We start from the raw sequence: 22,245 nt of genomic DNA on the forward strand, positions 1-22,245 counted from the left end.
TAGTTGCTCCTTAGAAAGGAGGTGATCCAGCCGCACCTTCCGGTACGGCTACCTTGTTACGACTTCGTCCCAATCGCCAGCCCCACCTTCGACGGCTCCCTCCCACAAGGGGTTAGGCCACCGGCTTCGGGTGTTGCCGACTTTCGTGACGTGACGGGCGGTGTGTACAAGGCCCGGGAACGTATTCACCGCAGCGTTGCTGATCTGCGATTACTAGCGACTCCGACTTCACGGGGTCGAGTTGCAGACCCCGATCCGAACTGAGACCGGCTTTTTGGGATTCGCTCCGCCTCACGGCATCGCAACCCTTTGTACCGGCCATTGTAGCATGCGTGAAGCCCTGGACATAAGGGGCATGATGACTTGACGTCATCCCCACCTTCCTCCGAGTTGACCCCGGCAGTCTTCGATGAGTCCCCGCCATAACGCGCTGGCAACATCGAACGAGGGTTGCGCTCGTTGCGGGACTTAACCCAACATCTCACGACACGAGCTGACGACAGCCATGCACCACCTGTCACCCGCCCCGAAGGACCCCACATCTCTGCGAGTTTTCGAGTGATGTCAAACCCAGGTAAGGTTCTTCGCGTTGCATCGAATTAATCCGCATGCTCCGCCGCTTGTGCGGGCCCCCGTCAATTCCTTTGAGTTTTAGCCTTGCGGCCGTACTCCCCAGGCGGGGCGCTTAATGCGTTAGCTGCGGCACAGAGAACCGGAGAGGTCCCCCACACCTAGCGCCCAACGTTTACAGCGTGGACTACCAGGGTATCTAATCCTGTTCGCTCCCCACGCTTTCGCTCCTCAGCGTCAGTATCGGCCCAGAGACCCGCCTTCGCCACCGGTGTTCCTCCTGATATCTGCGCATTTCACCGCTACACCAGGAATTCCAGTCTCCCCTACCGAACTCTAGCCTGCCCGTATCGGCTGCAGACCCGCGGTTGAGCCGCGGGATTTCACAGTCGACGTGACAAGCCGCCTACGAGCTCTTTACGCCCAATAAATCCGGACAACGCTCGCGCCCTACGTCTTACCGCGGCTGCTGGCACGTAGTTGGCCGGCGCTTCTTCTGCAGGTACCGTCACTCACGCTTCGTCCCTGCTGAAAGAGGTTTACAACCCGAAGGCCGTCATCCCTCACGCGGCGTCGCTGCATCAGGCTTGCGCCCATTGTGCAATATTCCCCACTGCTGCCTCCCGTAGGAGTCTGGGCCGTGTCTCAGTCCCAGTGTGGCCGGTCGCCCTCTCAGGCCGGCTACCCGTCGTCGCCTTGGTAGGCCATCACCCCACCAACAAGCTGATAGGCCGCGAGCCCATCCCAGACCGAAAAACTTTCCACCACCAACCATGCGGCCAGCAGTAATATCCGGTATTAGCCCCCGTTTCCGAGGGTTATCCCAAAGTCCAGGGCAGGTTGCTCACGTGTTACTCACCCGTTCGCCGCTCGAGTACCCCGAAGGGCCTTTCCGCTCGACTTGCATGTGTTAAGCACGCCGCCAGCGTTCGTCCTGAGCCAGGATCAAACTCTCCAACAAAAACTTTTGTTGTGAATCCATCCCGACAACATAAAAGTTGCCAAAGGAATCCAAGCTTCCGAAGAAGCCAGAAATAAAACAATTGGCACTGGCTTATCAAGCACCCTGTTGAGTTCTCAAAGAACAACCACACACCGACACCCGAAACCGCAGTTCCGCACCCCGGGGCACTCGTTCAACATTACCCGCTCCGATTCCCCACCGCAAATCACGGGGCAAACCGAAACACATTCCCCACAACCCATCACCGGCCCAGCCGATACGAACACGACTGACCCGCTAAGCAAAGATCTTGGGGATTGGCAGGCCGTCCGCTTCCGCGTCCGTTTCCCTGCCGGCTAGAAGAACTTTACCCGCTCGGCTTCGCAGCTCCAAATCCGGCCCCCCGATCGGGGTTCCGGGTGGGTGCACCGCCCGAGATGGTTCTCCCTGCCCTCAGGACCAGGTCCCGTGGGCAGGAAGAAAGGTACGTCGGCGCCCCAGCGAGCGTCAAATCCGGCGAACTAGACCTGCGTCACACGGCGGTGGACGAGGCAAGTTCGACGCCGGCGAAGGTCCGCTTGCCCTTGCGCAGCACCAGGTAGCGCCCGTGCAGCAGGGCTGCCGCGTCCACCACGGCCTCGGGGTCGGTGATGCGCTCGTTGTTCAGGTAGGCCCCGCCTTCGGAGATCGTCCGGCGGGCGTCTCCCCCGCTCTTGGCCAGCCCGGTCTCCTGCAGCAACGCCGCTGCCGTGGGCAACGCCGACACAGTGGTCATCCCGGCCTCGGACAGCGCGGCTTGCAGCGTGCTGGCAGACAGCTCGGCCAGCGAGCCCCGCCCGAACAACGCCTGACTGGCCGCCACCGCCTGGTCGGCTTCGGCGGTGCCGTGCACCAGGGCGGTCATCTCGTATGCGAGCTCGCGCTGGGCTTGGCGGGCCTGGGGGCGGTCGGCGGTGGCCTTCTCCAGCTCTTCGAGTTCCTCGCGGGATTTGAAGCTGAAGAACCGCAGGTACTGGGTGACGTCGCGGTCGTCGGAGTTGATCCAGAACTGGTAGAACGCGTACGGCGAGGTCATCGCCGGGTCGAGCCAAGTGGCACCCCCGGCTGTCTTGCCGAACTTGGTGCCGTCGGCCTTGAGCACCAGCGGGGTGGTGAAAGCCTGTACCGGACCGGCGCCGCGGCGGCGTACGAAATCAACGCCTGCCGTGATGTTGCCCCACTGGTCGGAGCCACCGAACTGCAGCGAGCACCCGTGCCGGCGGTGCAGTTCGTAGAAGTCGTTGGCCTGCAGCAACTGGTAGCTGAACTCGGTGAAGCTGATCCCGGTTTCGAGGCGGTTGCGCACCACGTCGCGGGCGATCATCTTGTTCACCGGGAAGTGCTTGCCGACGTCGCGCAGGAAGTCGATGACGGACAGCTCGCCGGTCCAGTCGAGGTTGTTGACCATGGTTGCCGCGGTGTCGCCGTCGAAGGACATGAACGGGGTGAGCTGCTCGCGGATGCGCTGCACCCAGCCCGCAGTGACGTCCTGGGTGTTGAGGGTGCGTTCGCTGGAACGCCCGCTGGGGTCGCCGATCTGCCCGGTGGCCCCGCCGACCAGCAGCAGCGGCTTGTGCCCGGCCTGCTGCAGCCGGCGGGCGGTGACGACCTGCATGAGGTTGCCGACGTGCAGCGACGCCGCGGTGGGGTCGAAGCCCACGTAGAACGTGATCGAGGCGCCGTCGAGGTGCTTGCGCAGCTCGTCGGGGTCGGTCGAGTCCTGGATCAGCCCGCGCCATTGCATGTCGTCAACAAAAGTCACCAGGTGATTGTCCTGCACGGCGGGGGTGGCAACCAACCGGGATACTGCTGGGATGAGTCGCCTTGGTTCTGCCACCCCGCCGGTTGAGCTGTCGAAGAAGAAGGCCGTCGCCCGCCTCGAGGAAGCGCAGCAACGGCTGCTGAAGCTGCGGCTGGAGCTGGGCGGCCAGATCGGCGGCAAGAAGATCGGCCCGCCGCTGTGCGTGGTGTTCGAGGGCTGGGATGCCTCGGGCAAGGGCGGGGCGATCAAGCGCTTGGCGTCGCCGCTGGATCCGCGGCATGTGCGGGTGTCGCAGTTCGCGGCGCCGACCTATGACGAGAAGCGGCACCATTTCCTGTGGCGTTTCTGGCCCAAGCTGCCCGGGTGGGGCGGCATGGCGGTGTTCGACCGTTCCTGGTACGGGCGCGTGCTGGTGGAACGCGTGGAAGGGTTCGCCACCAAGGAACAATGGCAGCGGGCGTTCCAGGAAATTGTGGAATTTGAACGCACTTTGACGGCCGAGGGCATGATCATGGTGAAGTTCTGGATGCATGTGTCGCCGGAGGAACAGCTAAGGCGTTTCGAGGACCGGGCGAATGATCCGTTGCGCGCGTGGAAATTGACGGAAGAGGACTGGCGCAACCGCAAGAAGCGCGACGCGTACGAGAAAGCCGTCGAAGAAATGCTCAAGCGCACCGATCATGAACGCGCACCGTGGCACATCATTGCCGGAGACAACAAGCACTACGCCCGGCTCGCCGTTGTGGAAACGGTGTGCGAGCGCATTGAAGAGGCGCTCAAGAAGGCAAGTTGAGGGCCTTGCGGATCTGCTGCTGCACCTCGTCCTGAGCGGGCCGCGCGTCGATGTCGTACACGTATTCCTTACGCCGGAAAAGCTCCAGCACCGGGCGCGTCTGCTCGTGATAGTCCCGCAGACGCGCGGCCAGAGCCTCAGGAGTGTCGTCATCTCGTACGACCAGAGGGGTTCCACAGATGTCGCAGCGTCCCTCTTCTTCGGGCCGATCGGCGATCAGGTTGTAATCCATCCCGCACCTGGGGCAGAGCCGGCGGCTCAACACCCGGCGGCGCACCTCATCGTCGGGCATTTCGAGGTTGATCACGCCGTCGATGTCGTAGCTCTCCATGAAGAACTCGGCTTGGCGGGCGTTGCGCGGAAACCCGTCGATGATGAACCCGAAGTTCCAGTCGTGCATGCCGAGCCGGTCGCGGACCACCGCTTCGACCAGATCGTCGCTGACCAGGTTGCCGGCGTTCATCGTGCGGCGCACCTGCGCCCCGAGCTTGGTGTGTTTCTGCACGTTCCAGCGGAAGATGTCGCCGACGCTGATGTGCACCAGGTCCAGGTCCTTGGCCAGCAGCGCGCTCTGGGTGCCCTTGCCGCTGCCCTGCACACCCATGATCACGTATTTGCGCACAGCGTCCTCCTCAACGAGCCGCGCCGATGCGCAGCGGGCCTGGCGCGGGGCCGTCGAGCGTGGTGGGGTCGATGCTCCACCCCGCGGCCACCCGGAACACGTCGCGTTCCGAGACCAGCACTGTCGCGTCCTCGTCGAACGCCGCCGGCAGTCCCGCCGCGCGCTCGACCGCGTCGGGGTCACCGGACCAGGACGTGACGTCGCCGGTCTGACCCACATACCCGAAGGAACGCACCAGCGAACCCCGTACCGCACGCTGCCACCGATGGGTCTCGGTGACGCGGTGGGTGGCGAACATCTGCACCTCGGTGTCGAGGACCTTGGACAGGTCGTCGAGCGCGGGCGGGTGCAGCAGCAGGTGCCGGCCGACGGCGAGCACCCAGCCGCCGGGCAGCGGGGGCGTGATGGCGACCCGGTCGTCGCTCAGGTGCGCGACGTCGAGACCGCTGCGCCAGGGCACCTCGCCCAGGTCGCGCAGGTCGAGCGCGCCGAGCACCGCGCCGGGGTCACCGTCCCGGATCGCCAGCCACGCCTGTTTACCGCCGAAGCCTGCCATGGTTGTCACGGTAGTGGCCAACCGCGGCGGCGCCCGGGTTATGCCCAGCCGTACTCACTGCGCAGGACACCGGACACCTCGTCGAAGCGGCCCCGGTCGAGGACGGCGCCCTCGCGGCGGATGCCGTCCTCGTCGACCTCGAGGATCCGGTCGAGGCGCACCCAGCTGGGCCGCTGCTCGCGGTCCCAGGAGCCGGGGCCCAGGGCGAGCCAGTTGCGCTGGCCGTCGCGCTCACTCTGGCTGGACAGCATCAGGCCCAGCAACGTACGGCCGTCGCGCCCGACCACCAGCACCGGCCGGTCCTTGCCCTGGCCCGGGTCGTCCTCGTACTTCACCCAGGTCCAAACGATTTCGCCCGGGTCGGCGTCACCGTCGAGGTTGGGTGAGTATTCGACGCGCCGGCCCCGGTCCTGAGTCGGGACGTGCTTGGCCGGGTGCTTGCTGATCGCGGACACGATGCCTTTGATGAAATCCTTCACGCGCCGCACTGTACTGCCCTCAGGTGTGGTTCGCCGTGGTCAGCCGGGTCGCACCGGCCTTTATCACGGAGCAGGGCGGTACGCCACCTCGGGCGCCAGCAACGGGGTCCATCCTGGACGCCACGGCTCGGTGCGGGCCTCGATCTCGGCCTTGAGGTTGGCGCGCCACGGCCCGGCCGTGCCGGTGGACTCCCACCACTCGGGCCACGAGTCGTAGACGCGGTGCATGGTGACATCGCCGGCGGTCGTCTCCGCCTGCAGGAACAGCCAGCGGCCGTGTGCGTCGTCGGCTTCGGCGGCCCGCAGGCGCCGCACCAGGTCACTGAGCTGGCGGAACAACCCGAAGCTGCCCTCGCCGGGTTCCTCGCGGGGCGGGAACTGGCCATGGTGGGCGGTCAGGCTGCTCTCGTCGGCGTAGACCAGCAGCGAGCAGCGCCCGTCGTGCTGCGGCGCGCGGGCCCGTAGCCAGGTGACCAGCGCGCCCAGCTCGCCGGTGGCCACCGGGGCCGGGCGGGTCCGCTCGGGTTCCTGGCGCATGGCGGCCCAGACCAGGCGGTCGTGCTCGGTGTCGCTGAGCTTGCGCACCGTACGGCGGGCCGGGCCGGTGCCCTCGGGCAGCAGCGGCACCGGGGCCGGCCCGGTCAGGCCCGCGCGGCCGGCCACGGCCAGGCCGGCGCGCAGGTCGAGCGTGGGCACGGTAAGCCGGGTGAGCAGGTCGCGCAGCCGGTCGGGGTCGAACGCGGTGAGCAGGCGTTCAGCGGCTGCGGCCACGGCGGCGCGCTCGTCCGGGGAGTCGTTGTCGTGCTCGCCCCACGCGAAGACGAAGCTGGCGAGCTCGTCGCGCGCGGCCTGCTCGTCGAGCACCGGACCGGCGGTGGAGCCCAGGCCGTCGTTCAGGCCGTCGGGGTAGGCGACGCGGTGCCAGTTGCCGTGGTCGTACCAGAGGGCGTAACCGAGCTGATCCTGCGCGGCGCAGGCGGTCAGCGCGGGCCAGGGCAGCCAGGCGGGCGCCCCGGCGAGCAGGTCGAGAGGGGGGTCCGCGCCGACGGTGTCGCTGTATTCGTGGTCGTATCCGTAGAGCACCGCCCGGCCGCCCTCGATCAGCGCCAGGTGGGCCCAGTTGCCGCCGCCGTCGTCATGGTGAGCGCCGGCGCCGGGCACCAACCAGGTGTCGTCGTACCCGACGGCGGTGAGGGCGGCGGCCAGGGTGGCCCAGCGGCGCCACATCGTGTGCGGGTCACTGAGCTCGACGGTGACGGTCACCCTGCGACTATTGCTCCTTGAGCTCGCCGATGAAGTGACGCCACGCCTCGCGGGGGAAGACAAGTGCCGGCCCGTGCGGGTCCTTGCTGTCGCGCACGGCGACGATGCCCGGCAGGTTGCCGGCGACCTCCACGCAGTCGCCGCCGTTGCTGCCGCTGCGGGTGCTCTTGTGCCACCGGGCACCGGTGAGGTCAGCCATCGCTCTCCTTGATGATCGTGGCGATCAGGTCGTCCGACGCGCGCTGGTCCAGAGCCACGGTATCCAGCTCATGCCACACGTTCCTGTAAGTCTCCACTTCGCGGGGCTTGTCCAGATAGAGGGCACCCGTCAGATTTTCGCAGTAGATCGTCGCCGGTTCCGGCGCCGCCGCACCGAGGGTGGGGAAGTCGAGAATGGTGAACGAACCGGCGCTCGACGCGGTGTGCGGCCCGGCGCTGAACGGGATCACCCGCACGCTCACCCCGGGGTGCTGCGAGATGTTCACCAGCTGCGCCAGTTGCTTCTGCATGCCCAGGGTGTCGGCGATCGTGCGGCGCAGCACCCCCTCATCGATGAGCACCTCCAGCAGCGGCGGGGGCGGGCTGTGCCGGCGCAGCAGCTCCTGGCGTTCCACACGCACGCCGACCGCGTTGCGCACGCCGGCCTCGTCCAGATCGGCGCGCTGACGAAACACCCACCCGGCGTACTCGCGGTTCTGCAGCAGCCCGGGAATCACGCTGGGCGCGTAGTGTCGTAGCCGCTCAGCAGCGGTTTCCATGCCGACGTAGAGCTCGAACCAGGCGGGCACGGCGTCGCCGTACGCGTGCCACCAGCCCTTGGCCTTGGACTCGCGGGCCAATCCGACGAGCACCTCGGTGATCTGGTCGTTAGCGCCGTAGAACGCGCACATGGCCAGCACGTCGTGCTTGCGCAGCGACACCTCGCCGTTCTCGATGCGATACATCCGGGCGCGGGAGAACTCCAGCTCCTCGGCGGCGGCCATCAACGAAATCCCGGCGCGCTCGCGCAGCTGTTTCATCAACCGGCCGGCCTGGCGCCGGGGAACCGTGGAGCCGGTTTCGGTGCTCACGGCAGCCTCCTGTGTCAAGAACTTTGCAGTTGTCGCGAACGAGACAATCGGATTGCCTCGTCCGAAACACCGAGAATTCGATCTCGGGAATCTCGCTGGAAAGCGTTGAAGCCTGAGACTAGGTCAAGCACGCTCCTCTGTGTAGCCCTGAAGTAGCTGGCAGTGAATGAGGAGACGCTGATGAGGCCCTGCCCCGACCGCGATCGGCAGGTGCCCCGCACCGAGCATCTGCCGTCCCGGCCCACCTGGGACTGCGCGGTCTGCGGCCACCCGTGGCCCTGCGTCAACGCCAAGCAGGAACTGCGCGAACAGTACGACCACTTCCCCGCCGGCCTGGCCATCTACATGGCGTCCTCGATGTACGACGCCGTCGAGGACCTCACCGCGCACGGCGCCCCCACCCCGGCCGACCTCTACGAGCGCTTCCTGTCGTGGGCCCCCTGAACCCACCCGCTTGCCTTATGTCTTCGTGAGTCAATTCTTAAGCGCTCCTGAGGTACGACCACAACGCCCCGATCACCCGGCATAGTCAGCGGGCGCCGCGAACCACGCGCGCCCCGCCCTGCTGCGCCCCGAGGTGACCGGTCCGTGTCCATGTCCCCTGCCCGACAATTCCGGTACACGCTGGCGGCGGGAGCCACGGCCGTGGTGATCGGGGTGGGGTTCACGGCCGTGGGGCTCAACCGGCACGGCGACGCCACCGCCGACCCCGCCGCGCTCAGCGCGCCGCTGGCCACCCAGTCGCCGATCGGCCTGCCCGACAACACCGCCGACCTGCTGCTCGACGACAGCGCCTCGGGCCTGCCGCCCGCGCCGCCCTCGGCCTCGCCCTCACCATCGGCCAGTTCCAGCAGCCCGTCACCCAAGACCACCACGAAGGCGCCGAGGAAGACTGCCAGCCCCAAGCCGAAGGTCACCCAGACGCGCAAGAAGACCCAGCCGCCGCCCACCGGCAGCAGCACCGGGGACGCGCCGGCCACCAGCGGCTCGGTGCTCGACCAGGTGCTGGCGCACATCAACGCCGCCCGCCAGGACGAGGGGCTCTCGCCGTACACTCTGGACGACTCGCTGTCGAAGGCCTCCTCGCTGCACAACGGGCTGATGATCGACGGGTGCGGACTGAGCCACCAGTGCTCCGGCGAGGGCGGCATCGGCGATCGGTTCAGCGCCCAGGGCGTGCGGTGGAGTTCGGCGGGCGAGAACATCGGCTTTGGCTCGGCCGGTTCCAGCAACGCTGAGATCGTCAAGGCGGCCAACGGGCTCACCGACAGCATGCTGGCCGAGAAGCCGCCGGAAGACGGGCACCGCAAGAACCTGCTCAGCGACGGCTTCAAGCGCATCGGGCTCAGCGTGGTGCGCGACGGCAAGGGCGTGGTCTGGATGACCCAGGACTTCATCGGATGAGACCGGGCACCCCGCGCAAGCGCCGCCGCCCGCTGGAGTTCGGCCCGACCCGCCCGTTCGGTCCGAACCGCCCCGGCGGTAGCTGCGGTCCGGTCAAACGCCGCCGCCCGCGCGGACCGCAGAGACCCGCGAATTAGGACAGGTTTGCCGCTCGCGGAGCGGGTAGGCCCTCTTCACATCGAGTGAAGGGAGCATCACCATGGCTACCGCTCGCGACATCATGACCTCCGATGTCACCTGCATCGGCGAGAAGGAACCTCTCTCCGAGGCCGCTCACAAGATGGCCGACCTGGACGTCGGCTCGCTGCCCATCTGCGGCGACGACAACCGCCTCAAGGGCATGATCACCGACCGCGACATCGTGGTGAAGGTGCTCGCCCAGGACCGCGACCCGGCCACCGTCACGGCCGGCGAGCTGAGCCAGGGCAAACCGGTGACCATCGGCGCCGACGACGACGCGGCCGAGATTCTGCGCACGATGAGTCAGCACAAGGTGCGCCGGCTACCCGTCATCGACGGTCACCGGCTGGTCGGCATGGTCGCGATCGCCGACGTGGCCCGCGCGCTGCCCGACCGCCCGGTCGGCGACCTGATGGACGCCATCACCCAGTAACACCCGCTGATTGAGGTCATCACGCCCGGGTAGTACCCGGGCGTGATTACCTTGCCTGACCTGCCCCTTCCCGGTCACGGCCGCACCGCCGAACGCTTCGCCCGGCTCACCGCCATCGCCCGCGAGGACCTCGTCACCGCGCGCCTGGTCGAGGGCCACACCGATGCCGTGGCGATCCTCGCCGAACTGGGCCACCCCGCCGAACCCGGACGCTGGGGCGTGTGGGCCGCCACCCCGGCCTCGCTCACCGCCGCCCCCACCGCCCACGGTTGGACACTCACCGGCGAGCGGCCCTGGTGCTCGGGCGCCGCGTGGTGCACGCATGCCCTGGTCACCGCCGCCGCCGACGACGGGATCCGGCTGTTCGCGGTGCGCAACCAGAGGCCGTACGCCACCGCGCTGGAGGGCACCTGGCCGGCGATCGGCATGGCCGGCAGCGACAGCCGCACGATCCGCTTCACCGACGCCCCGGCCCACCCGGTCGGCCAGGCCGGCGGCTACGTCGAGCGCCCCGGCTTCTGGCACGGCGGCGTCGGCGTGGCCGCCTGCTGGTACGGCGGTGCCCTCGGCGTCGCCGACTCCCTGCTGCACGCCGCCCGCACCAAGGATCTCGGCCCGCACGCGCTGGCCCACCTCGGCGCGATCGACGTGGCGCTGGGCACCGCCCGCACCGCCCTGGCCGACGCCGCCGCCGAGATCGACGCCGACCCCCGCCGCGACGCCCACCGGCTGGCCCTGCGGGTGCGCGCCACCGTTGAGAACGCCGCCACCGAGGTCCTCGACCGGGTCGGCCGCGCGCTCGGCGCCGGACCGCTGAGCCGCGACGCCGCGCACGCCCGCCGCGTCGCGGACCTGACCGTCTATCTGCGGCAGAGCCACGCCGAGGCGGACCATGAACAACTCGGGCGGCTGCTGACGCACGCGAGCCTGCCATGGTGACCCCGATCGAGGGCAACGGCACCCCCGAAACCGTGTGGCAGCGGTGGGAGGCGACCGCGGGCTGGCCGCGGCTGCCGCTCGACCCGCCGGGACCGCCGCTGGTCGTGGCCCCACACCCCGACGACGAGATCCTCGGCGTGGCCGGGTTGATGGCCACCCTGGGCGCTGCCGACCTGGCCGCGGTCACCGACGGCGAGGCTTCCCACCCGGACTCGAGCGTGTACACGCGCACCGAACTTGCGCAGATCCGCCGCGCGGAAACCGCCGAGGCGCTGCACCGGCTCGGGCTCGGTGCCGCCCGGGTGCACCGGCTCGGCCAGCGCGACGGCGGCATCGACGAGGGTGCGGTCGCCGACGCGCTGATCCCGCTGCTCAGCGAGGGCCGCTGGTGCCTGACCACCTGGCGCGAGGACGGTCACCCCGATCACGAGGCGGTCGGGCGCGCCGCCGCCAAGGCCTGCGCCAGCACCGGCGCCCGGCTGCTGGAATTCCCCATCTGGGCGTGGCACTGGGCGACACCCGGCGACCGGCGCGTGCCCTGGGACCGGGCCCGCCGCATCGACCTGAGCCCGTCCGCGCAGGCCGCCAAGCAGGCCGCCATCGCCGCGTTCCCGAGCCAGATCGCCCCCCTCGGACCGGCCGAGGCCGACGCCGCAATCCTGCCGCCGCACATCATCGAGCGGTTCACCCGCAGCTTCGAGGTGGTGTTCGAGTGAGTACCCCGATCGGTTACTTCGAGGGCATGTACGCCGCCAACGCCGACCCGTGGAGCTTCGAGACCCGCTGGTACGACGAGCGCAAGCACAGCCTCACCGTGGCCGCCCTGCCCCGGCACTCGTACCGCTCGGGCTTCGAACCGGGTTGCTCGACCGGCATGCTGACCGCCCGGCTCGCCGAGCGCTGCGACAACCTGCTGGCCGTCGACGCGGTAGCCGGCGCCGTCGCCACCGCTGCGGACCGGGTGGCTGGGTACCCCGGCGTCCGGGTCCGGCAGGCGGCCATCCCGCGGGACTGGCCGAAGGAGACCTTCGACCTCATCGTGCTCTCCGAGTTGGCCTACTACTTCGACGACGCCGACCTGGCTACGCTGATCGCCCACGTCACCGCATCGCTGGAACCCGGCGGCGACCTGGTCGCGGTGCACTGGCGGTGGCCGGTCGAAGAGCACGCCCGTAGCGGCGATGAGGTACACGCGATGCTGGCCGCAACGCCGGGGCTGGCACGGGTGGCCCGGCACGAGGAAGCCGACTTCTGGCTCGAGGTCTACACCGGCACACCCCCGGCCGCGCAGTCCGTGGCGCAGCGCGAGGGCTTGGTCTGACCCGGCCCGGGGTGGGAACCGCGGGACCCGGTCCCCACCCCGGGGAACACGAACATAGCGGACATAGATCGGCGTCGTGCTGGCGGAGTCAGCGGGCGCGGCGGGTGCGCGCCAGACTCGACGCGGCGAGCGCGGTGCCGCCCGTACCGATGCCGCCGAGGACACCGAGGGCGAACCGCTGCTCATGCCGTACCTGTCGATCCTGAGCGATGGGATCCCCCGGCCGCATGTTCTCGCTCAGGCCGGTGACCGCACTGAGCCCGGCCACCCAGAACGCCAGGAACACCACGCCCGCGGTGATCATCCCCCAGCGCGGCAGCTCCACCGGCGGTGCCCACACGCTCGTGATGAACCAGCTCTGCGGCCGCCGCCCCCGCAACCCCCGGCGATTGGTCAGGATCCCGGCGATGAAACCGGGCAGCACCAGAACCGCCGCGAGCGTCACCGCAAGACCACTGGGCAGCGGCGAACGACCGGCCAGCAGACCACCGATCAGCACCGCACACCACAACACCCCGGCCAGGCACAGCACATCCAGCAGCAGCAGAGCCCGTCGAGAGATCACGGCTCGGACGTTAGCGGTCCCCGCACCCGGCTACTGCCGCTTTCGCGGAACATGACGGCGATAACCGCTCACGGTGGGATCGCCCTTCAGCCAGAATCGCCACGGTACGTCGTGAGCAGCCGTCACGCCGACCCGCGGCCCTGCCTCGATGGCCGCCACCGGCCCATCGGGAGCCAGCAGCGTGGCCGGCCCGGTGCCGTCAACCGCGCTCGTCGCGTTCGCCGAGCGATCCAGCCCCAGCACCTGCATCAACTTCGCCGGCCCGTTGCTCAGCTCCCGGTCAGCCGTGACCTTCCGGCGCTCCCGAGCCAGCTCCACGCCGTCGACTACCTCCCCGGCTCGCAGCAGCACCGCCGAGGCGACGCCCTCCTGCCCGCACACCACGTTCGCGCAGAAGTGCATGCCGTAGATCTGGTACACGTACAACACTCCCGCCGGACCGAACATGACCTCGTTACGGCTGGTCATCCCCCGGTGCGCGTGGCTGGCCGGATCCATCCCCAGCCCGCTGTACGCCTCCACCTCGCTGAGCCGCACGGTCACCCCGTTCGCCGCGATCCGCCAGCCCAGCAACAGCCGCGCCGCCTCATCCACCCGATCCGCCGGCAACTCTTGCCACTCATAGCTCACCCGCCAAGCGAAACACACGCGCCAGAACGGCCCGTCTCCTGTACCTTGCAGCCGATGATGGACGTGGTCATTGCCGGCTGCGGCCCGACCGGCGCGATGCTGGCCGCCGAGCTGCGGCTGCACAACGTAGACGTGCTGGTCCTGGACGCCGGAACCGAGCCCGCAGCGGCCGTCCGCATCGTCAGCCTGCACATCCGCAGCCTGGAACTGATGGCCATGCGCGGGCTGCTGGACCGCCTGCTGGAGCGTGGCAGGCGCCGTCCGGCCGGTGCCTACTTCGCCGCCATTGACAAACCGGCGCCCGAAAGCCTGAATTCCGCGTACGCCTATCTGCTGGGCATCCCCCAGCCGGCCATCGTCAGCCTGCTCGAAGACCACGCGGCCAGCCTGGGAGCCGAGGTGCGGCGCGGCTGCGCGGTGACCGGTTTCCAGCAGGACGACGACGGGGTGACCGCTTCCTTGTCCGATGGGGGGCAGGTGCGGACGCGCTATCTGGTCGGCTGCGACGGCGCCCGCAGCACCGTGCGCAAGCTGCTCGGCGTCGGCTTCCCCGGCGAAGCCTCGAGTTCCGACACGCTGATGGGTGAGCTGCACGCCGAGACGCCGCCGTCGCAGATCGCCGCCACCGTCGCCGAGATACGCCGTACCGACAAGCGGTTCAGCGTCGGACCCGCCGGCCCAGGCGTCTACCGCGTCATCGTGCCCACCACCACGACCGGCGGCGGGCACACCCTCGACGACTTCCGCCGCGAACTGCACACCATCGCCGGCACCGACTTCGGTGTGCACTCCCCGCGCTGGCTGTCCCGCTTCGGCAACGCCACCCGCCTCGCCGACCGCTACCGGGTGGGCCGGGTGCTGCTGGCCGGGGACGCCGCCCACATCCATCCCCCCCTCGGCGGGCAGGGCCTGAACCTGGGCGTGCAGGACGCTGTCAACGTGGGATGGAAACTGGCTGCCCAGGTGCAGGGCTGGGCCCCGGCGGGCTTGCTGGACACCTATGAGGCCGAGCGCCGCCCGGTTGCCGCTGACGTGCTGGACAACACCCGCGCCCAGGCGGAACTGCTGGCCCCCGGACCCGGCCCGCATGCGGTGCGCCGGCTGCTGACCGAGCTGATGGACTTCGACGAGGTCAACAACCACCTGCTGGAGAAGATCACCGGAATCGGCATCCGCTACGACTTCGGTGCCGGCCCGGATCTGGTCGGGCGGCGGCTGGCGGATGTCGCGCTGGGGCAGGGCAACGTGTACGGGCTGCTGCACCACGGCAGGGGGCTGCTGCTGGACCGCACCGGGAATTTGAGCGTCAGTGGATGGTCGGACCGGGTGGACCTGGTGGCGGACCCTGCGACGGTGGTGGCGGGGCCGGGGGTGTTGGTGCGCCCGGACGGGTACGTCGCGTGGGTGGGCGACGACCAAGGAGAGCTGGAGGGTCAGCTGAGCCGCTGGTTCGGAACGCCGACGTGACGGTGTGGCCGGCGCGCCGGGCGGGCGTAGCGGTCCCAGACCTCCTCGCTCGCCCGGGCGCGGTGGGCTGCGGTGTGACGGCGCATGTCAGACCGTGGCGATCGTGTACGCCACCTCGTCGACCAGCTCGCGGGCCAGGAACCCCGTGCGGCCGTAGCGCGGGGCCAGTCGCTGGCCGCTGACCGCGTGAGCGAACGACGCCCAGCAGGCCGCCTGCGCCGGTTCCGCGCCGCGCCCGAGCAGCCCGGCCACGATGCCCGAGCGCACGTCGCCACTGCCCGAGGTGCCCAGGCCGGCGTCGCCGCTTTCCTCGCGCCAGGCCCGGCCGTCGGGGGCGGCGATGTGGCCGTACAGCGAGACGGTGGCCTGGTAGCGGGTGGCCAGTTCGAGGGCCTCCTTGGCCAGGTCGTCGCTGGGTTCGCGGCCGAGCAGGTGCTGAGCCTCGGTGACGTTCGGGGTCAGCACCACCGGCTGCGGACGGTCCTGCAGGAGTTCCTGATCCTTGCTGAGCGCGCCGAGGGCGTACGCGTCGAAGACCACCGCGGCATCCTTGCCCGCCACATCCAGAACCTTGTGCAGCAGCTTCTGGATTTCCTCGATATCGTCGAGACCCGACCCGATCGCCAGCACGTCCGCCTCCGCGGCCAGCTCCAGCAAATGCTCGGGCACCTCCCCGGCCACCGACCCGCGTTTGGTCTCCGGCAGGCCCACCACCTTGGCCTCGGGCACCGCGATGCTCAACGCCGTGGCCGTCGACTCGGTCACCGCCAGCTGCAGCCGGCCCGCGCCGGCGCGCAACGCGGCCACCCCGGCCAGCAGCACCGCCCCCGGGGTGAACCGCGACCCGCCGATCACCAGCACCGTGCCGCGGGCCAGCTTGTCGCCCTGCGGGTCGGGCAGCGGCCAGTCGCGCAGCACCTGCGGGGTGATGACCTTTTCCTCAGACCGGCTCGGCATCCACGTCCTCCTGCTTGGTGGCCGGCGCCCCCTCGGCATGCAGATGGGCGACCTCGTTGAACAGCTCGGCGGCGAATTCCCCGTCCTGGCGCCGCCATGCGCTGACCGAGCAGTTCGCGATGCTCGTCTCGTGCGCGAGCTTCATCAGCGACTCCTCATCCAGGCGCTCGGCCAGGTAGCGGATGAGCATCACCGTGGCGTCGTGGGCGAACAGCAGCACCCGCCCGTCCGGGTGATCCTCGCGCAGCTCACGCAGCAGGGCCCGCAGCCGCAGCAGCATGTCGGCCCACGACTCCCCGCCCGGCGGCCGGTAGTAGAACTTGCCCAGCCGGGCGCGGCGGGCGAACTCCGCGGGCAGCCGCTCCCGCACGCCCCGGCCGGTCAGCAGGTCGAGGATGCCCAGCTCCCGGTCGCGCAGCCGCTCGTCCACCAGCATCGGGATCCCGCTGTCGCCCAGCGCCAGCTCCGCGGTCTGCCGGGCCCGAAGATAGGGCGAGACCACCACGATGCCGGGCCGCTCGTCGTCGGGCATCCGGGCCAGCCAGGCACCCAGCGCCCGCGCCTGCTCCCGGCCGGTTTCCGAAAGCGGGACATCGGCGTCGCGCTCGGGGATCTCGATGACTTCGGCGCCGCTCGTCTCGGCCTGCGAGGCGATCACGTTGCCCGTGCTCTGCCCATGCCGCACCACGGCAAGCCACTGCAATTGTTCCATGAGCGGACCCTTTACCCACTTCCGCCGGGAGAATCCTTCAGGTACGGCCTCAGCGCACCGATGATGCAGCCATGCCCGTGCGCTCCCGTCTGCCCTTGATCGCGGGCGCCCTGCTGCTCGCGTTCAGCGGGGTGCGGTTCGTGACGGGCATCTTCGTCACCTCCGACACCCCGGCGATCGGCTGGTTACCGCTGCCGCTGATGTGCCTGCTCACCTCCTGCACGTGCTGGCAGACCAGCCGTCACCCCGGCCTCGACGCGGCCACCCGGCGGTTCTGGCGGCACGTCATGCTCTGCTGCGTGGTGCTGGCCGGGGCCTGCATCGGCAACGCGTTCGACGCTTTCGCCGTACCCGGGGACATCCAGCACATCGGGCCCGTGACCACCGCCCTGTACCTGGGCATCCTCGGGTTCGCGGTGTGGGCGCTGATGCGCCTGCCGGCCTGGCAGCGCAGCCGCACCGAATGGATCCGCTTCGGGCTCGACACCGGCATCATCCTGATCACCACCGGCGTGCTGGTGTGGCACTTCTCGCTGAGCCGCACCGAGGCCTGGACCGCCCAGACCGGTTCCGCGGTGCCCACGCTGGCCGTCGCCATGGTCGCCTCGGTGTCGGTCATCGCCTTCACCAAGGTTGCCTTCGCCGGGACCGGCGGGCTCGACCGGCGATCCATGCACATACTGTCGCTGGGCACCGGCATGGCCGCCGCCGCCGGGGCCTCGATGCCGCTGTTCGCCGCACGCCCGCAGCTCAACACCGTGTTCATCGCCGTTCCCATCGCCACCTTCGCCGCCCAGCTCGCCGCGCACCGCCAGACCAGCGTCTCGGCCGCCGAACCGGTCGAGCGGCCGGTGTCGCGCCGCTTCAGCGTGGTGCCCTACCTCGCGGTCGCCGGGATGGACGCGATGCTGCTGGGCGCCGACCTGACCGCCTCCGTGGAGGGCAAGCTCATCGCCGGCGGCACCGTGGCCATCACCGCGCTGGTCGTCATCCGCCAGATCACCACCCTGCGCGAGAACAACCGGCTGCTCAGCACCGTCGACGCCAACCTGCAGCAACTGCGCGGCTACCAGGCTCAGCTGGCCCACCAGATCCGCCACGACACGCTCACCGAGATCGCCAACCGGGCCAACTTCGAGGAGCAGGTCACCGGCCGGCTCAGCGACGGCGAGAACTTCCTGGTGGCCCTGCTCGACCTCGACGACTTCAAGGTCGTCAACGACCGGCTCGGGCACGGCACCGGCGACGCGCTGCTCAAGGCGGTCAGCCGGCGCCTGCACGACCGGCTGCGCGCCCAGGACGTGGTGGCGCGCCTCGGCGGCGACGAGTTCACCCTGCTGCTGCCCAACCTGTCCGACGACGAGGCGGCCGCGGTGCTGGGCCGGCTGATCGCCACCGTGCAGGAACCCATCCTCATCGACGGCCACGAGATGGTGCCGCGGCTCAGCATCGGCGTGACCGCCAGCCAGATCGGCGACACCCCCGGCGAGCTGCTGCGCCGCGCCGACGTGGCGATGTACGCGGCCAAGAACGCCGGCGGCGGCCGGTGGGCCTGGTTCGACCCGGCCATGGACCGCCTCGCCGATCAGGACGCCCGGCTGGGTGCCGACCTGCGTCAAGCCGTCTCCCGCGGCGAGCTGCACGTGGTCTACCAGCCCATCGTCGAGCTGCCCGATGGGCGTATCGCCGGTGTCGAGGCGCTGCTGCGCTGGCGCCACCCCGAGCACGGCGACGTCTCCCCCGCGGTGTTCATCCCGCTGGCCGAACGCAACGGCGCGATCATCGAGATCGGCCGGTGGGTCTTCGAGCAGGTCGTCACGCAGGCCGCGGCGTGGCAGCACGAGTACGGCGCCGCCGCCCCGGGCCGGGTCAGCGTCAACGTCTCCGCCCGCCAGCTACGCGAACCCGGGTTCGTGGCCGAGGTGGCCGCCGCGATCACCGCCGCCGGAGTCAACCCGGCGCTGATCGTCGCCGAGGTCACCGAGACCGCGGTGCTGGGCACCGGCGCCGCCCTGGACGCTGTGCACGGGCTCAACGCGCTGGGCATGCGGGTCGCCCTCGACGACTTCGGCACCGGGCAGTCCTCGCTGAGCCTGCTCGTGGACGTACCGGTGGACGTGCTCAAGGTCGACAAGTCGTTCGTGGACGGCGTCACCAGCACCAGCCCGCAGGCGGTCATCGTGGACAACCTCATCGGCATCACCGCGGGGCTGCGCATCCAGGCGGTGGCCGAGGGAGTGGAGACCGCCGATCAGGCCGAGCGGCTGCACCAGGCCGGTTACCGCTACGCCCAGGGCTTCTTCTTCGCCCGCCCGATGAGCGGCGCCGACCTGGGCAAACTGTTGCAGCCGGGGCCCGTACCGGCCTGATCGTTCACCGATCGCGGGCCAGCCTTCCGGTTCGGAGAACATCGATCTCTGGACCCGGCGGGGCGCGCGGCGGCAGGGTCGGAGCATGGCCCTCACCCGACGCGCCCTGCTGGGCGGCAGCGCCGCTGCAGCGGCCCTCGGGCTGGCCGGGTGCAGCGGTCTGACGCCCGGTCGTGACCCCGGCGGCACGCTTGACTACTGGAACCTGTTCGGCGGCGGCGACGGCGTCCGCATGACCCAGATGCTCGACGGTTACCGCGCCACCCACCCCGGCATCGACCTGAGCGCCGTCACTCTCGCATGGGGCAACCCTTATTACACCAAGCTGTCGCTGGCCACCCTCGGCGACAAACCACCGGACGTGGGGATCGCCCACCTGACCCGGGCCAAGACGCTGATCTCGGCCGGGCTGCTCGAGGAACTGCGGCCCGAGGACCTGGCCCGGCACGGCATGCAGGCCACCAACTTCTCCGAACGTCCGTGGCAGGCCGGGCTGGTCGGCGGCAAGGCCTACGCCATCCCGCTGGACACCCACCCGTTCGTGATGTTCTACAACACCGACGTGTGCGCCAAGGCCGGCCTGCTCGACTCCTCCGGCGCGTTGCTGCCCCTGGACAGCCCGGAGAAATTCACCGAGGCCATGCGCAAGGCCAAGGACGTGACGAAGGGGTATGGCGGGGTCGTCGCGATCGACAACGACGTCGCCACCCCGTGGCGCATCTTCCAGTCGCTGTACGCCCAGTTGCAGGGCGAGGTGCTTGCCGACGAGGGCCGCAAGGTGGTGCTCGACGACGCCAAAGGCACCCAGGTGCTGGACTTCCTGCAGGGGCTCACCAAGCAGAACCTCGTGCCCGGCAGCATCGACTACCAGGGCGCCATCGCGGTGTTCGCCAACGGCCAGTCCGGCTTCTACTTCCAGGGCGAGTGGGAGATCTCCACGTTCCAGACCGCCAAGCTGCCGTTCTCGATGGCGTTGTTCCCCAACGTGTTCGGCGGCAACCGCTACGCCGTGCAGGCCGACTCGCACACCTTGGTCATCCCCCGCCGGCCCGGCCGTGACCAGGCCGGCCTGGACCGCTCGCTGGCCTTCATCCGAGCGCTGCTGGATCAGAGCAAGACGTGGGCCGAGGGCGGGCACGTACCGGCGTGGGTGCCGTTGCGTGACAGCCCCGAGTACCGGGCGATGACCCCGCAGTCCAACTACGCGGCGGCCGTCGAAGGGGCGTCATACGACCCCGAGGGCTGGTACTCCGGCTCGGGCTCCACCTACGAGATCGTCATGAGCGCGGCCATCGGCTCGGTGCTCGGCAACCGGAGCACTCCCGCGGCCGCGCTGTCGGCCATGCGCAGCAACCTGACCAGCCTCGCGAAAACCGCGTCGCCCGTCTGAGGAGGCCGACATGACCGCCGAGACAGCCGTCCGCCGCACCGACGCCAGCCAGACCACCGAGGCGCCACCGCGCGAGTGGGGCCATGGGCTGCCCGCGGCCGGCTTCCTCACCCCGTTCCTGCTGCTGTACCTGCTGTTCATCATCGGCCCGGCGCTGTACGGGCTGACCATGAGCTTCTTCAACACCAGCGCGGTCAAGCCCGGACTCAACAGCTTCGCCGGGTTCGGCAACTACGCCGAGGCGCTGCAGAGCTCGGACTTCTGGTCGTCGCTGTGGCACACGTTCTGGTTCACGATCCTGACCACCCCACCGCTGATCGTGCTGGCGCTGGTGTTCGCGCTGCTCGCCGACCGGGTCGGACGCGGGCGCTGGTTCTTCCGGCTGGCCTTCTTCGTGCCCTACATCCTGCCCTCGGCCGTCGTCGCGCTGATCTGGATGTGGATCTACACCCCCGGTCTGGGGCTGATCGAGGCGGCCCTGACCAAGATCGGCCCCACTTCCCCCAACTGGCTCGGCGATCCCGGCTGGGCGATGCCGTCGCTGGCCATGACCACGCTGTGGTGGACGTTGGGCTTCAACTTCGTGCTCTACCTGGCCGGGCTGCAGGAAATCCCCCGCGAGCTGTACGAGGCGTCCGCAATGGACGGCGCCGGCCCGTGGCAGCAGATCCGCTCGATCACCGTGCCGCTGCTGGGGCGCACCACCACGCTGGTGGCGGTGCTGCAGGTGATCGCCTCGCTCAAGGTCTTCGACCAGATGTACATCATGACCTCCGGCGGCCCCGACTTCGCCACCCGCTCGATCCTGCAGTACGTCTACGACTCCGGGTTCACCAACTTCCGCATCGGCTACGCCTCCGCCGTCTCGATGCTGTTCTTCCTGGTCGTGCTCGCGGTCTCGGCCCTCTGGTTCACCCTGGTCCGCCGCGGCGAGAAGGAGCTCTGAGCGCTGATGACCGTGGAAGCCCGGGTCAAACTGTTCAACCGCATCTGCGCAGGCGTGCTGATCGCCTTCGCGTTGCTGTGGCTCACCCCGCTGCTGTGGGCGCTGGACACCGCACTCAAACCCAACGCCGAGACCACCAGGACCACCTGGGCCGTCCAGGACCCCAACGTGCAGGCGTTTGCCCGGATTCTGCGCGACACCGACATCGTGCGCTGGTTCGGCTCCAGCCTGTTCATCGCCACGCTCACCGCGCTGGGCACCGTGCTGACCGCCAGCCTCGCCGCGTTCGCGTTGTCGCGCATGCGCTTTCGCTACCGCACCCTGGTGTTCTGGTTCGTGCTGGCCGGCATCATGATCCCCAGCCAGGTGCTGATCGTGCCGCAGTTCCGCGAGATGGACTCGTTCAACCTGCTCAACACCTTCTGGGCGGTCAGCCTGCCGCAGATCCCCACCGCGGTGGCGGTGTTCATCTTCAAGCAGTTCTTCGACGGGCTGCCCCGCGAACTGCAGGAGGTGGCCCGCCTCGACGGCGCCGGCTACCTGCGCATCTATGGGCGCATCATCATGCCGCTGGCCCGCCCGGCCGTGGCCGCGGTGGTCATCTTCGCATTCGTCACCTCGTGGAACGACCTGCTGTGGCCGCTGCTGGTGCTGAGCAACCCGGACATCATGACGATGCCGGTGGGCCTGGCCACCGTGCAGGGCTCGTTCGGTATCCGCTACGCCGACACGATGGCCTCGGCGCTGCTGGGCGCCGTACCGCTGGTCGCCGTGTTCCTGCTGTTCCAGCGCAACATCGTCGAAGGCATCGCCGGCAGCGGCCTGAAAGGGTAGG

The 22,245-nt window shown here is 69.3% G+C and carries 23 protein-coding genes and 1 rRNA gene; 12 read left to right on the forward strand and 12 right to left on the reverse strand.

Annotated features, from left to right (window positions below):
* Window positions 1-14 precede the first annotated feature (14 nt).
* Both TFC3_RS20870 and tyrS read right to left on the reverse strand, forming a co-directional pair.
* Window positions 15-1,531, reverse strand: a 16S ribosomal RNA gene (locus tag TFC3_RS20870).
* A gap of 514 nt (window positions 1,532-2,045) precedes the next feature.
* Entirely contained in the window at window positions 2,046-3,296 is a 1,251-nt protein-coding gene (tyrS, locus tag TFC3_RS20875) for a tyrosine--tRNA ligase (RefSeq protein ID WP_067507165.1), read from the reverse strand.
* A 43-nt stretch (window positions 3,297-3,339) separates the two neighbouring features.
* Here tyrS and TFC3_RS20880 point away from each other — a divergent pair, with 43 nt between their 5' ends.
* Window positions 3,340-4,107 (forward strand): polyphosphate kinase 2 family protein, encoded by a 768-nt coding sequence (locus TFC3_RS20880; RefSeq protein ID WP_236718234.1) that lies wholly within the window; start codon window positions 3,340-3,342, stop codon window positions 4,105-4,107.
* Here TFC3_RS20880 and TFC3_RS20885 read toward each other — a convergent pair.
* The 6 genes from TFC3_RS20885 to TFC3_RS20910 form a co-directional block, all read right to left on the reverse strand.
* Window positions 4,091-4,729 carry a nucleoside monophosphate kinase gene (locus TFC3_RS20885; RefSeq protein ID WP_067502549.1) on the reverse strand — a complete coding sequence of 213 codons (639 nt, stop codon included), beginning with the start codon at window positions 4,727-4,729 and terminating at the stop codon, window positions 4,091-4,093. The two genes, TFC3_RS20880 and TFC3_RS20885, sit on opposite strands and share 17 nt — an antisense overlap.
* Before the next feature lie 10 nt (window positions 4,730-4,739).
* Entirely contained in the window at window positions 4,740-5,285 is a 546-nt protein-coding gene (locus TFC3_RS20890) for a hypothetical protein (RefSeq protein ID WP_067502552.1), read from the reverse strand.
* A gap of 38 nt (window positions 5,286-5,323) precedes the next feature.
* Window positions 5,324-5,743 carry a type II toxin-antitoxin system PemK/MazF family toxin gene (locus TFC3_RS20895; RefSeq protein WP_369819685.1) on the reverse strand — a complete coding sequence of 140 codons (420 nt, stop codon included), beginning with the start codon at window positions 5,741-5,743 and terminating at the stop codon, window positions 5,324-5,326.
* Between the two features lie 84 nt (window positions 5,744-5,827).
* The gene (locus TFC3_RS20900) at window positions 5,828-7,027 is read right to left on the reverse strand and encodes a hypothetical protein (RefSeq protein ID WP_153040321.1); all 1,200 of its coding nucleotides are present in this window, start codon (window positions 7,025-7,027) and stop codon (window positions 5,828-5,830) included.
* 7 nt (window positions 7,028-7,034) lie between these two features.
* Window positions 7,035-7,226 (reverse strand): DUF397 domain-containing protein, encoded by a 192-nt coding sequence (locus tag TFC3_RS20905; protein WP_067502555.1) that lies wholly within the window; start codon window positions 7,224-7,226, stop codon window positions 7,035-7,037.
* Entirely contained in the window at window positions 7,219-8,097 is an 879-nt protein-coding gene (locus TFC3_RS20910) for a helix-turn-helix transcriptional regulator (protein WP_173745339.1), read from the reverse strand. The genes TFC3_RS20905 and TFC3_RS20910 overlap by 8 nt, the downstream gene beginning before the upstream one ends.
* 180 nt (window positions 8,098-8,277) lie before the next feature.
* Here TFC3_RS20910 and TFC3_RS20915 point away from each other — a divergent pair, with 180 nt between their 5' ends.
* From TFC3_RS20915 to TFC3_RS20940, 6 genes are all read left to right on the forward strand, one after another.
* A complete protein-coding gene (locus TFC3_RS20915) occupies window positions 8,278-8,541 on the forward strand; it encodes a hypothetical protein (protein WP_067507174.1) in 264 nt (87 codons plus the stop codon).
* Window positions 8,542-8,691: 150 nt separating this feature from the next.
* Window positions 8,692-9,501, forward strand: coding sequence for a CAP domain-containing protein (locus tag TFC3_RS20920; RefSeq protein ID WP_236718427.1), 810 nt, complete (start codon window positions 8,692-8,694; stop codon window positions 9,499-9,501).
* Between the two features lie 199 nt (window positions 9,502-9,700).
* A complete protein-coding gene (locus TFC3_RS20925) occupies window positions 9,701-10,114 on the forward strand; it encodes a CBS domain-containing protein (protein WP_067502560.1) in 414 nt (137 codons plus the stop codon).
* A 42-nt stretch (window positions 10,115-10,156) separates the two neighbouring features.
* Window positions 10,157-11,053: an acyl-CoA dehydrogenase family protein gene (locus TFC3_RS20930; protein ID WP_067502564.1), complete on the forward strand. Its 897-nt coding sequence runs from the start codon at window positions 10,157-10,159 to the stop codon at window positions 11,051-11,053.
* Window positions 11,047-11,769 carry a PIG-L deacetylase family protein gene (locus TFC3_RS20935; protein WP_067502567.1) on the forward strand — a complete coding sequence of 241 codons (723 nt, stop codon included), beginning with the start codon at window positions 11,047-11,049 and terminating at the stop codon, window positions 11,767-11,769. Before TFC3_RS20930 ends, TFC3_RS20935 begins: the two co-directional genes overlap by 7 nt.
* Window positions 11,766-12,374: an SAM-dependent methyltransferase gene (locus TFC3_RS20940; protein WP_067502570.1), complete on the forward strand. Its 609-nt coding sequence runs from the start codon at window positions 11,766-11,768 to the stop codon at window positions 12,372-12,374. The genes TFC3_RS20935 and TFC3_RS20940 overlap by 4 nt, the downstream gene beginning before the upstream one ends.
* An 88-nt stretch (window positions 12,375-12,462) precedes the next feature.
* Here the strand turns inward: TFC3_RS20940 and TFC3_RS20945 are convergent, their stop codons facing one another.
* Window positions 12,463-12,939, reverse strand: a complete 477-nt coding sequence (locus TFC3_RS20945) for a hypothetical protein (RefSeq protein ID WP_067502573.1) — start codon at window positions 12,937-12,939, stop codon at window positions 12,463-12,465.
* A gap of 30 nt (window positions 12,940-12,969) precedes the next feature.
* Complete coding sequence (locus TFC3_RS37225; protein WP_067507175.1) at window positions 12,970-13,569, reverse strand: DNA-3-methyladenine glycosylase; 600 nt, start codon at window positions 13,567-13,569, stop codon at window positions 12,970-12,972.
* A gap of 54 nt (window positions 13,570-13,623) precedes the next feature.
* Between TFC3_RS37225 and TFC3_RS37230 the strand changes: the two genes are divergently transcribed.
* On the forward strand, window positions 13,624-15,036 hold the full coding sequence (locus TFC3_RS37230; RefSeq protein ID WP_067502576.1) for an FAD-dependent monooxygenase: 1,413 nt from the start codon (window positions 13,624-13,626) through the stop codon (window positions 15,034-15,036).
* 87 nt (window positions 15,037-15,123) lie between these two features.
* Here TFC3_RS37230 and TFC3_RS20960 read toward each other — a convergent pair whose 3' ends face one another.
* Both TFC3_RS20960 and TFC3_RS20965 read right to left on the reverse strand, forming a co-directional pair.
* On the reverse strand, window positions 15,124-15,993 hold the full coding sequence (locus tag TFC3_RS20960) for an NAD(P)H-hydrate dehydratase (RefSeq protein WP_067502580.1): 870 nt from the start codon (window positions 15,991-15,993) through the stop codon (window positions 15,124-15,126).
* The gene (locus TFC3_RS20965) at window positions 15,977-16,705 is read right to left on the reverse strand and encodes a histidine phosphatase family protein (RefSeq protein ID WP_067502583.1); all 729 of its coding nucleotides are present in this window, start codon (window positions 16,703-16,705) and stop codon (window positions 15,977-15,979) included. Before TFC3_RS20965 ends, TFC3_RS20960 begins: the two co-directional genes overlap by 17 nt.
* Before the next feature lie 71 nt (window positions 16,706-16,776).
* Between TFC3_RS20965 and TFC3_RS20970 the strand changes: the two genes are divergently transcribed.
* From TFC3_RS20970 to TFC3_RS20985, 4 genes are all read left to right on the forward strand, one after another.
* Window positions 16,777-19,074, forward strand: coding sequence for a bifunctional diguanylate cyclase/phosphodiesterase (locus TFC3_RS20970; RefSeq protein ID WP_067502586.1), 2,298 nt, complete (start codon window positions 16,777-16,779; stop codon window positions 19,072-19,074).
* An 85-nt stretch (window positions 19,075-19,159) separates the two neighbouring features.
* A complete protein-coding gene (locus TFC3_RS20975) occupies window positions 19,160-20,464 on the forward strand; it encodes an extracellular solute-binding protein (protein WP_067502589.1) in 1,305 nt (434 codons plus the stop codon).
* 10 nt (window positions 20,465-20,474) lie between these two features.
* Window positions 20,475-21,410: a carbohydrate ABC transporter permease gene (locus tag TFC3_RS20980; protein ID WP_067502593.1), complete on the forward strand. Its 936-nt coding sequence runs from the start codon at window positions 20,475-20,477 to the stop codon at window positions 21,408-21,410.
* Between the two features lie 6 nt (window positions 21,411-21,416).
* Window positions 21,417-22,244, forward strand: a complete 828-nt coding sequence (locus TFC3_RS20985) for a carbohydrate ABC transporter permease (protein ID WP_067502595.1) — start codon at window positions 21,417-21,419, stop codon at window positions 22,242-22,244.
* The last annotated feature ends 1 nt before the right edge of the window (window position 22,245 follow it).

The organism is Actinoplanes sp. TFC3, from assembly GCF_001553785.1.
Lineage (GTDB): Bacteria > Actinomycetota > Actinomycetes > Mycobacteriales > Micromonosporaceae > Actinoplanes.

Bases quoted from the DNA above. Each gene is read 5' to 3' on its own strand.
- TFC3_RS20985 (WP_067502595.1), top strand. From the start codon at position 21,417: ATGACCGTGGAAGCCCGGGTCAAACTGTTCAACCGCATCTGCGCAGGC.
- TFC3_RS20890 (WP_067502552.1), bottom strand. From the start codon at position 5,285: ATGGCAGGCTTCGGCGGTAAACAGGCGTGGCTGGCGATCCGGGACGGT.
- TFC3_RS20925 (WP_067502560.1), top strand. From the start codon at position 9,701: ATGGCTACCGCTCGCGACATCATGACCTCCGATGTCACCTGCATCGGC.
- TFC3_RS20975 (WP_067502589.1), top strand. From the start codon at position 19,160: ATGGCCCTCACCCGACGCGCCCTGCTGGGCGGCAGCGCCGCTGCAGCG.
- TFC3_RS20905 (WP_067502555.1), bottom strand. From the start codon at position 7,226: ATGGCTGACCTCACCGGTGCCCGGTGGCACAAGAGCACCCGCAGCGGC.
- TFC3_RS20970 (WP_067502586.1), top strand. From the start codon at position 16,777: ATGCCCGTGCGCTCCCGTCTGCCCTTGATCGCGGGCGCCCTGCTGCTC.
- TFC3_RS20935 (WP_067502567.1), top strand. From the start codon at position 11,047: ATGGTGACCCCGATCGAGGGCAACGGCACCCCCGAAACCGTGTGGCAG.
- TFC3_RS20920 (WP_236718427.1), top strand. From the start codon at position 8,692: ATGTCCCCTGCCCGACAATTCCGGTACACGCTGGCGGCGGGAGCCACG.
- TFC3_RS20960 (WP_067502580.1), bottom strand. From the start codon at position 15,993: ATGCCGAGCCGGTCTGAGGAAAAGGTCATCACCCCGCAGGTGCTGCGC.
- TFC3_RS20915 (WP_067507174.1), top strand. From the start codon at position 8,278: ATGAGGCCCTGCCCCGACCGCGATCGGCAGGTGCCCCGCACCGAGCAT.
- TFC3_RS20980 (WP_067502593.1), top strand. From the start codon at position 20,475: ATGACCGCCGAGACAGCCGTCCGCCGCACCGACGCCAGCCAGACCACC.
- tyrS (WP_067507165.1), bottom strand. From the start codon at position 3,296: ATGCAATGGCGCGGGCTGATCCAGGACTCGACCGACCCCGACGAGCTG.
- TFC3_RS37230 (WP_067502576.1), top strand. From the start codon at position 13,624: ATGATGGACGTGGTCATTGCCGGCTGCGGCCCGACCGGCGCGATGCTG.
- TFC3_RS20965 (WP_067502583.1), bottom strand. From the start codon at position 16,705: ATGGAACAATTGCAGTGGCTTGCCGTGGTGCGGCATGGGCAGAGCACG.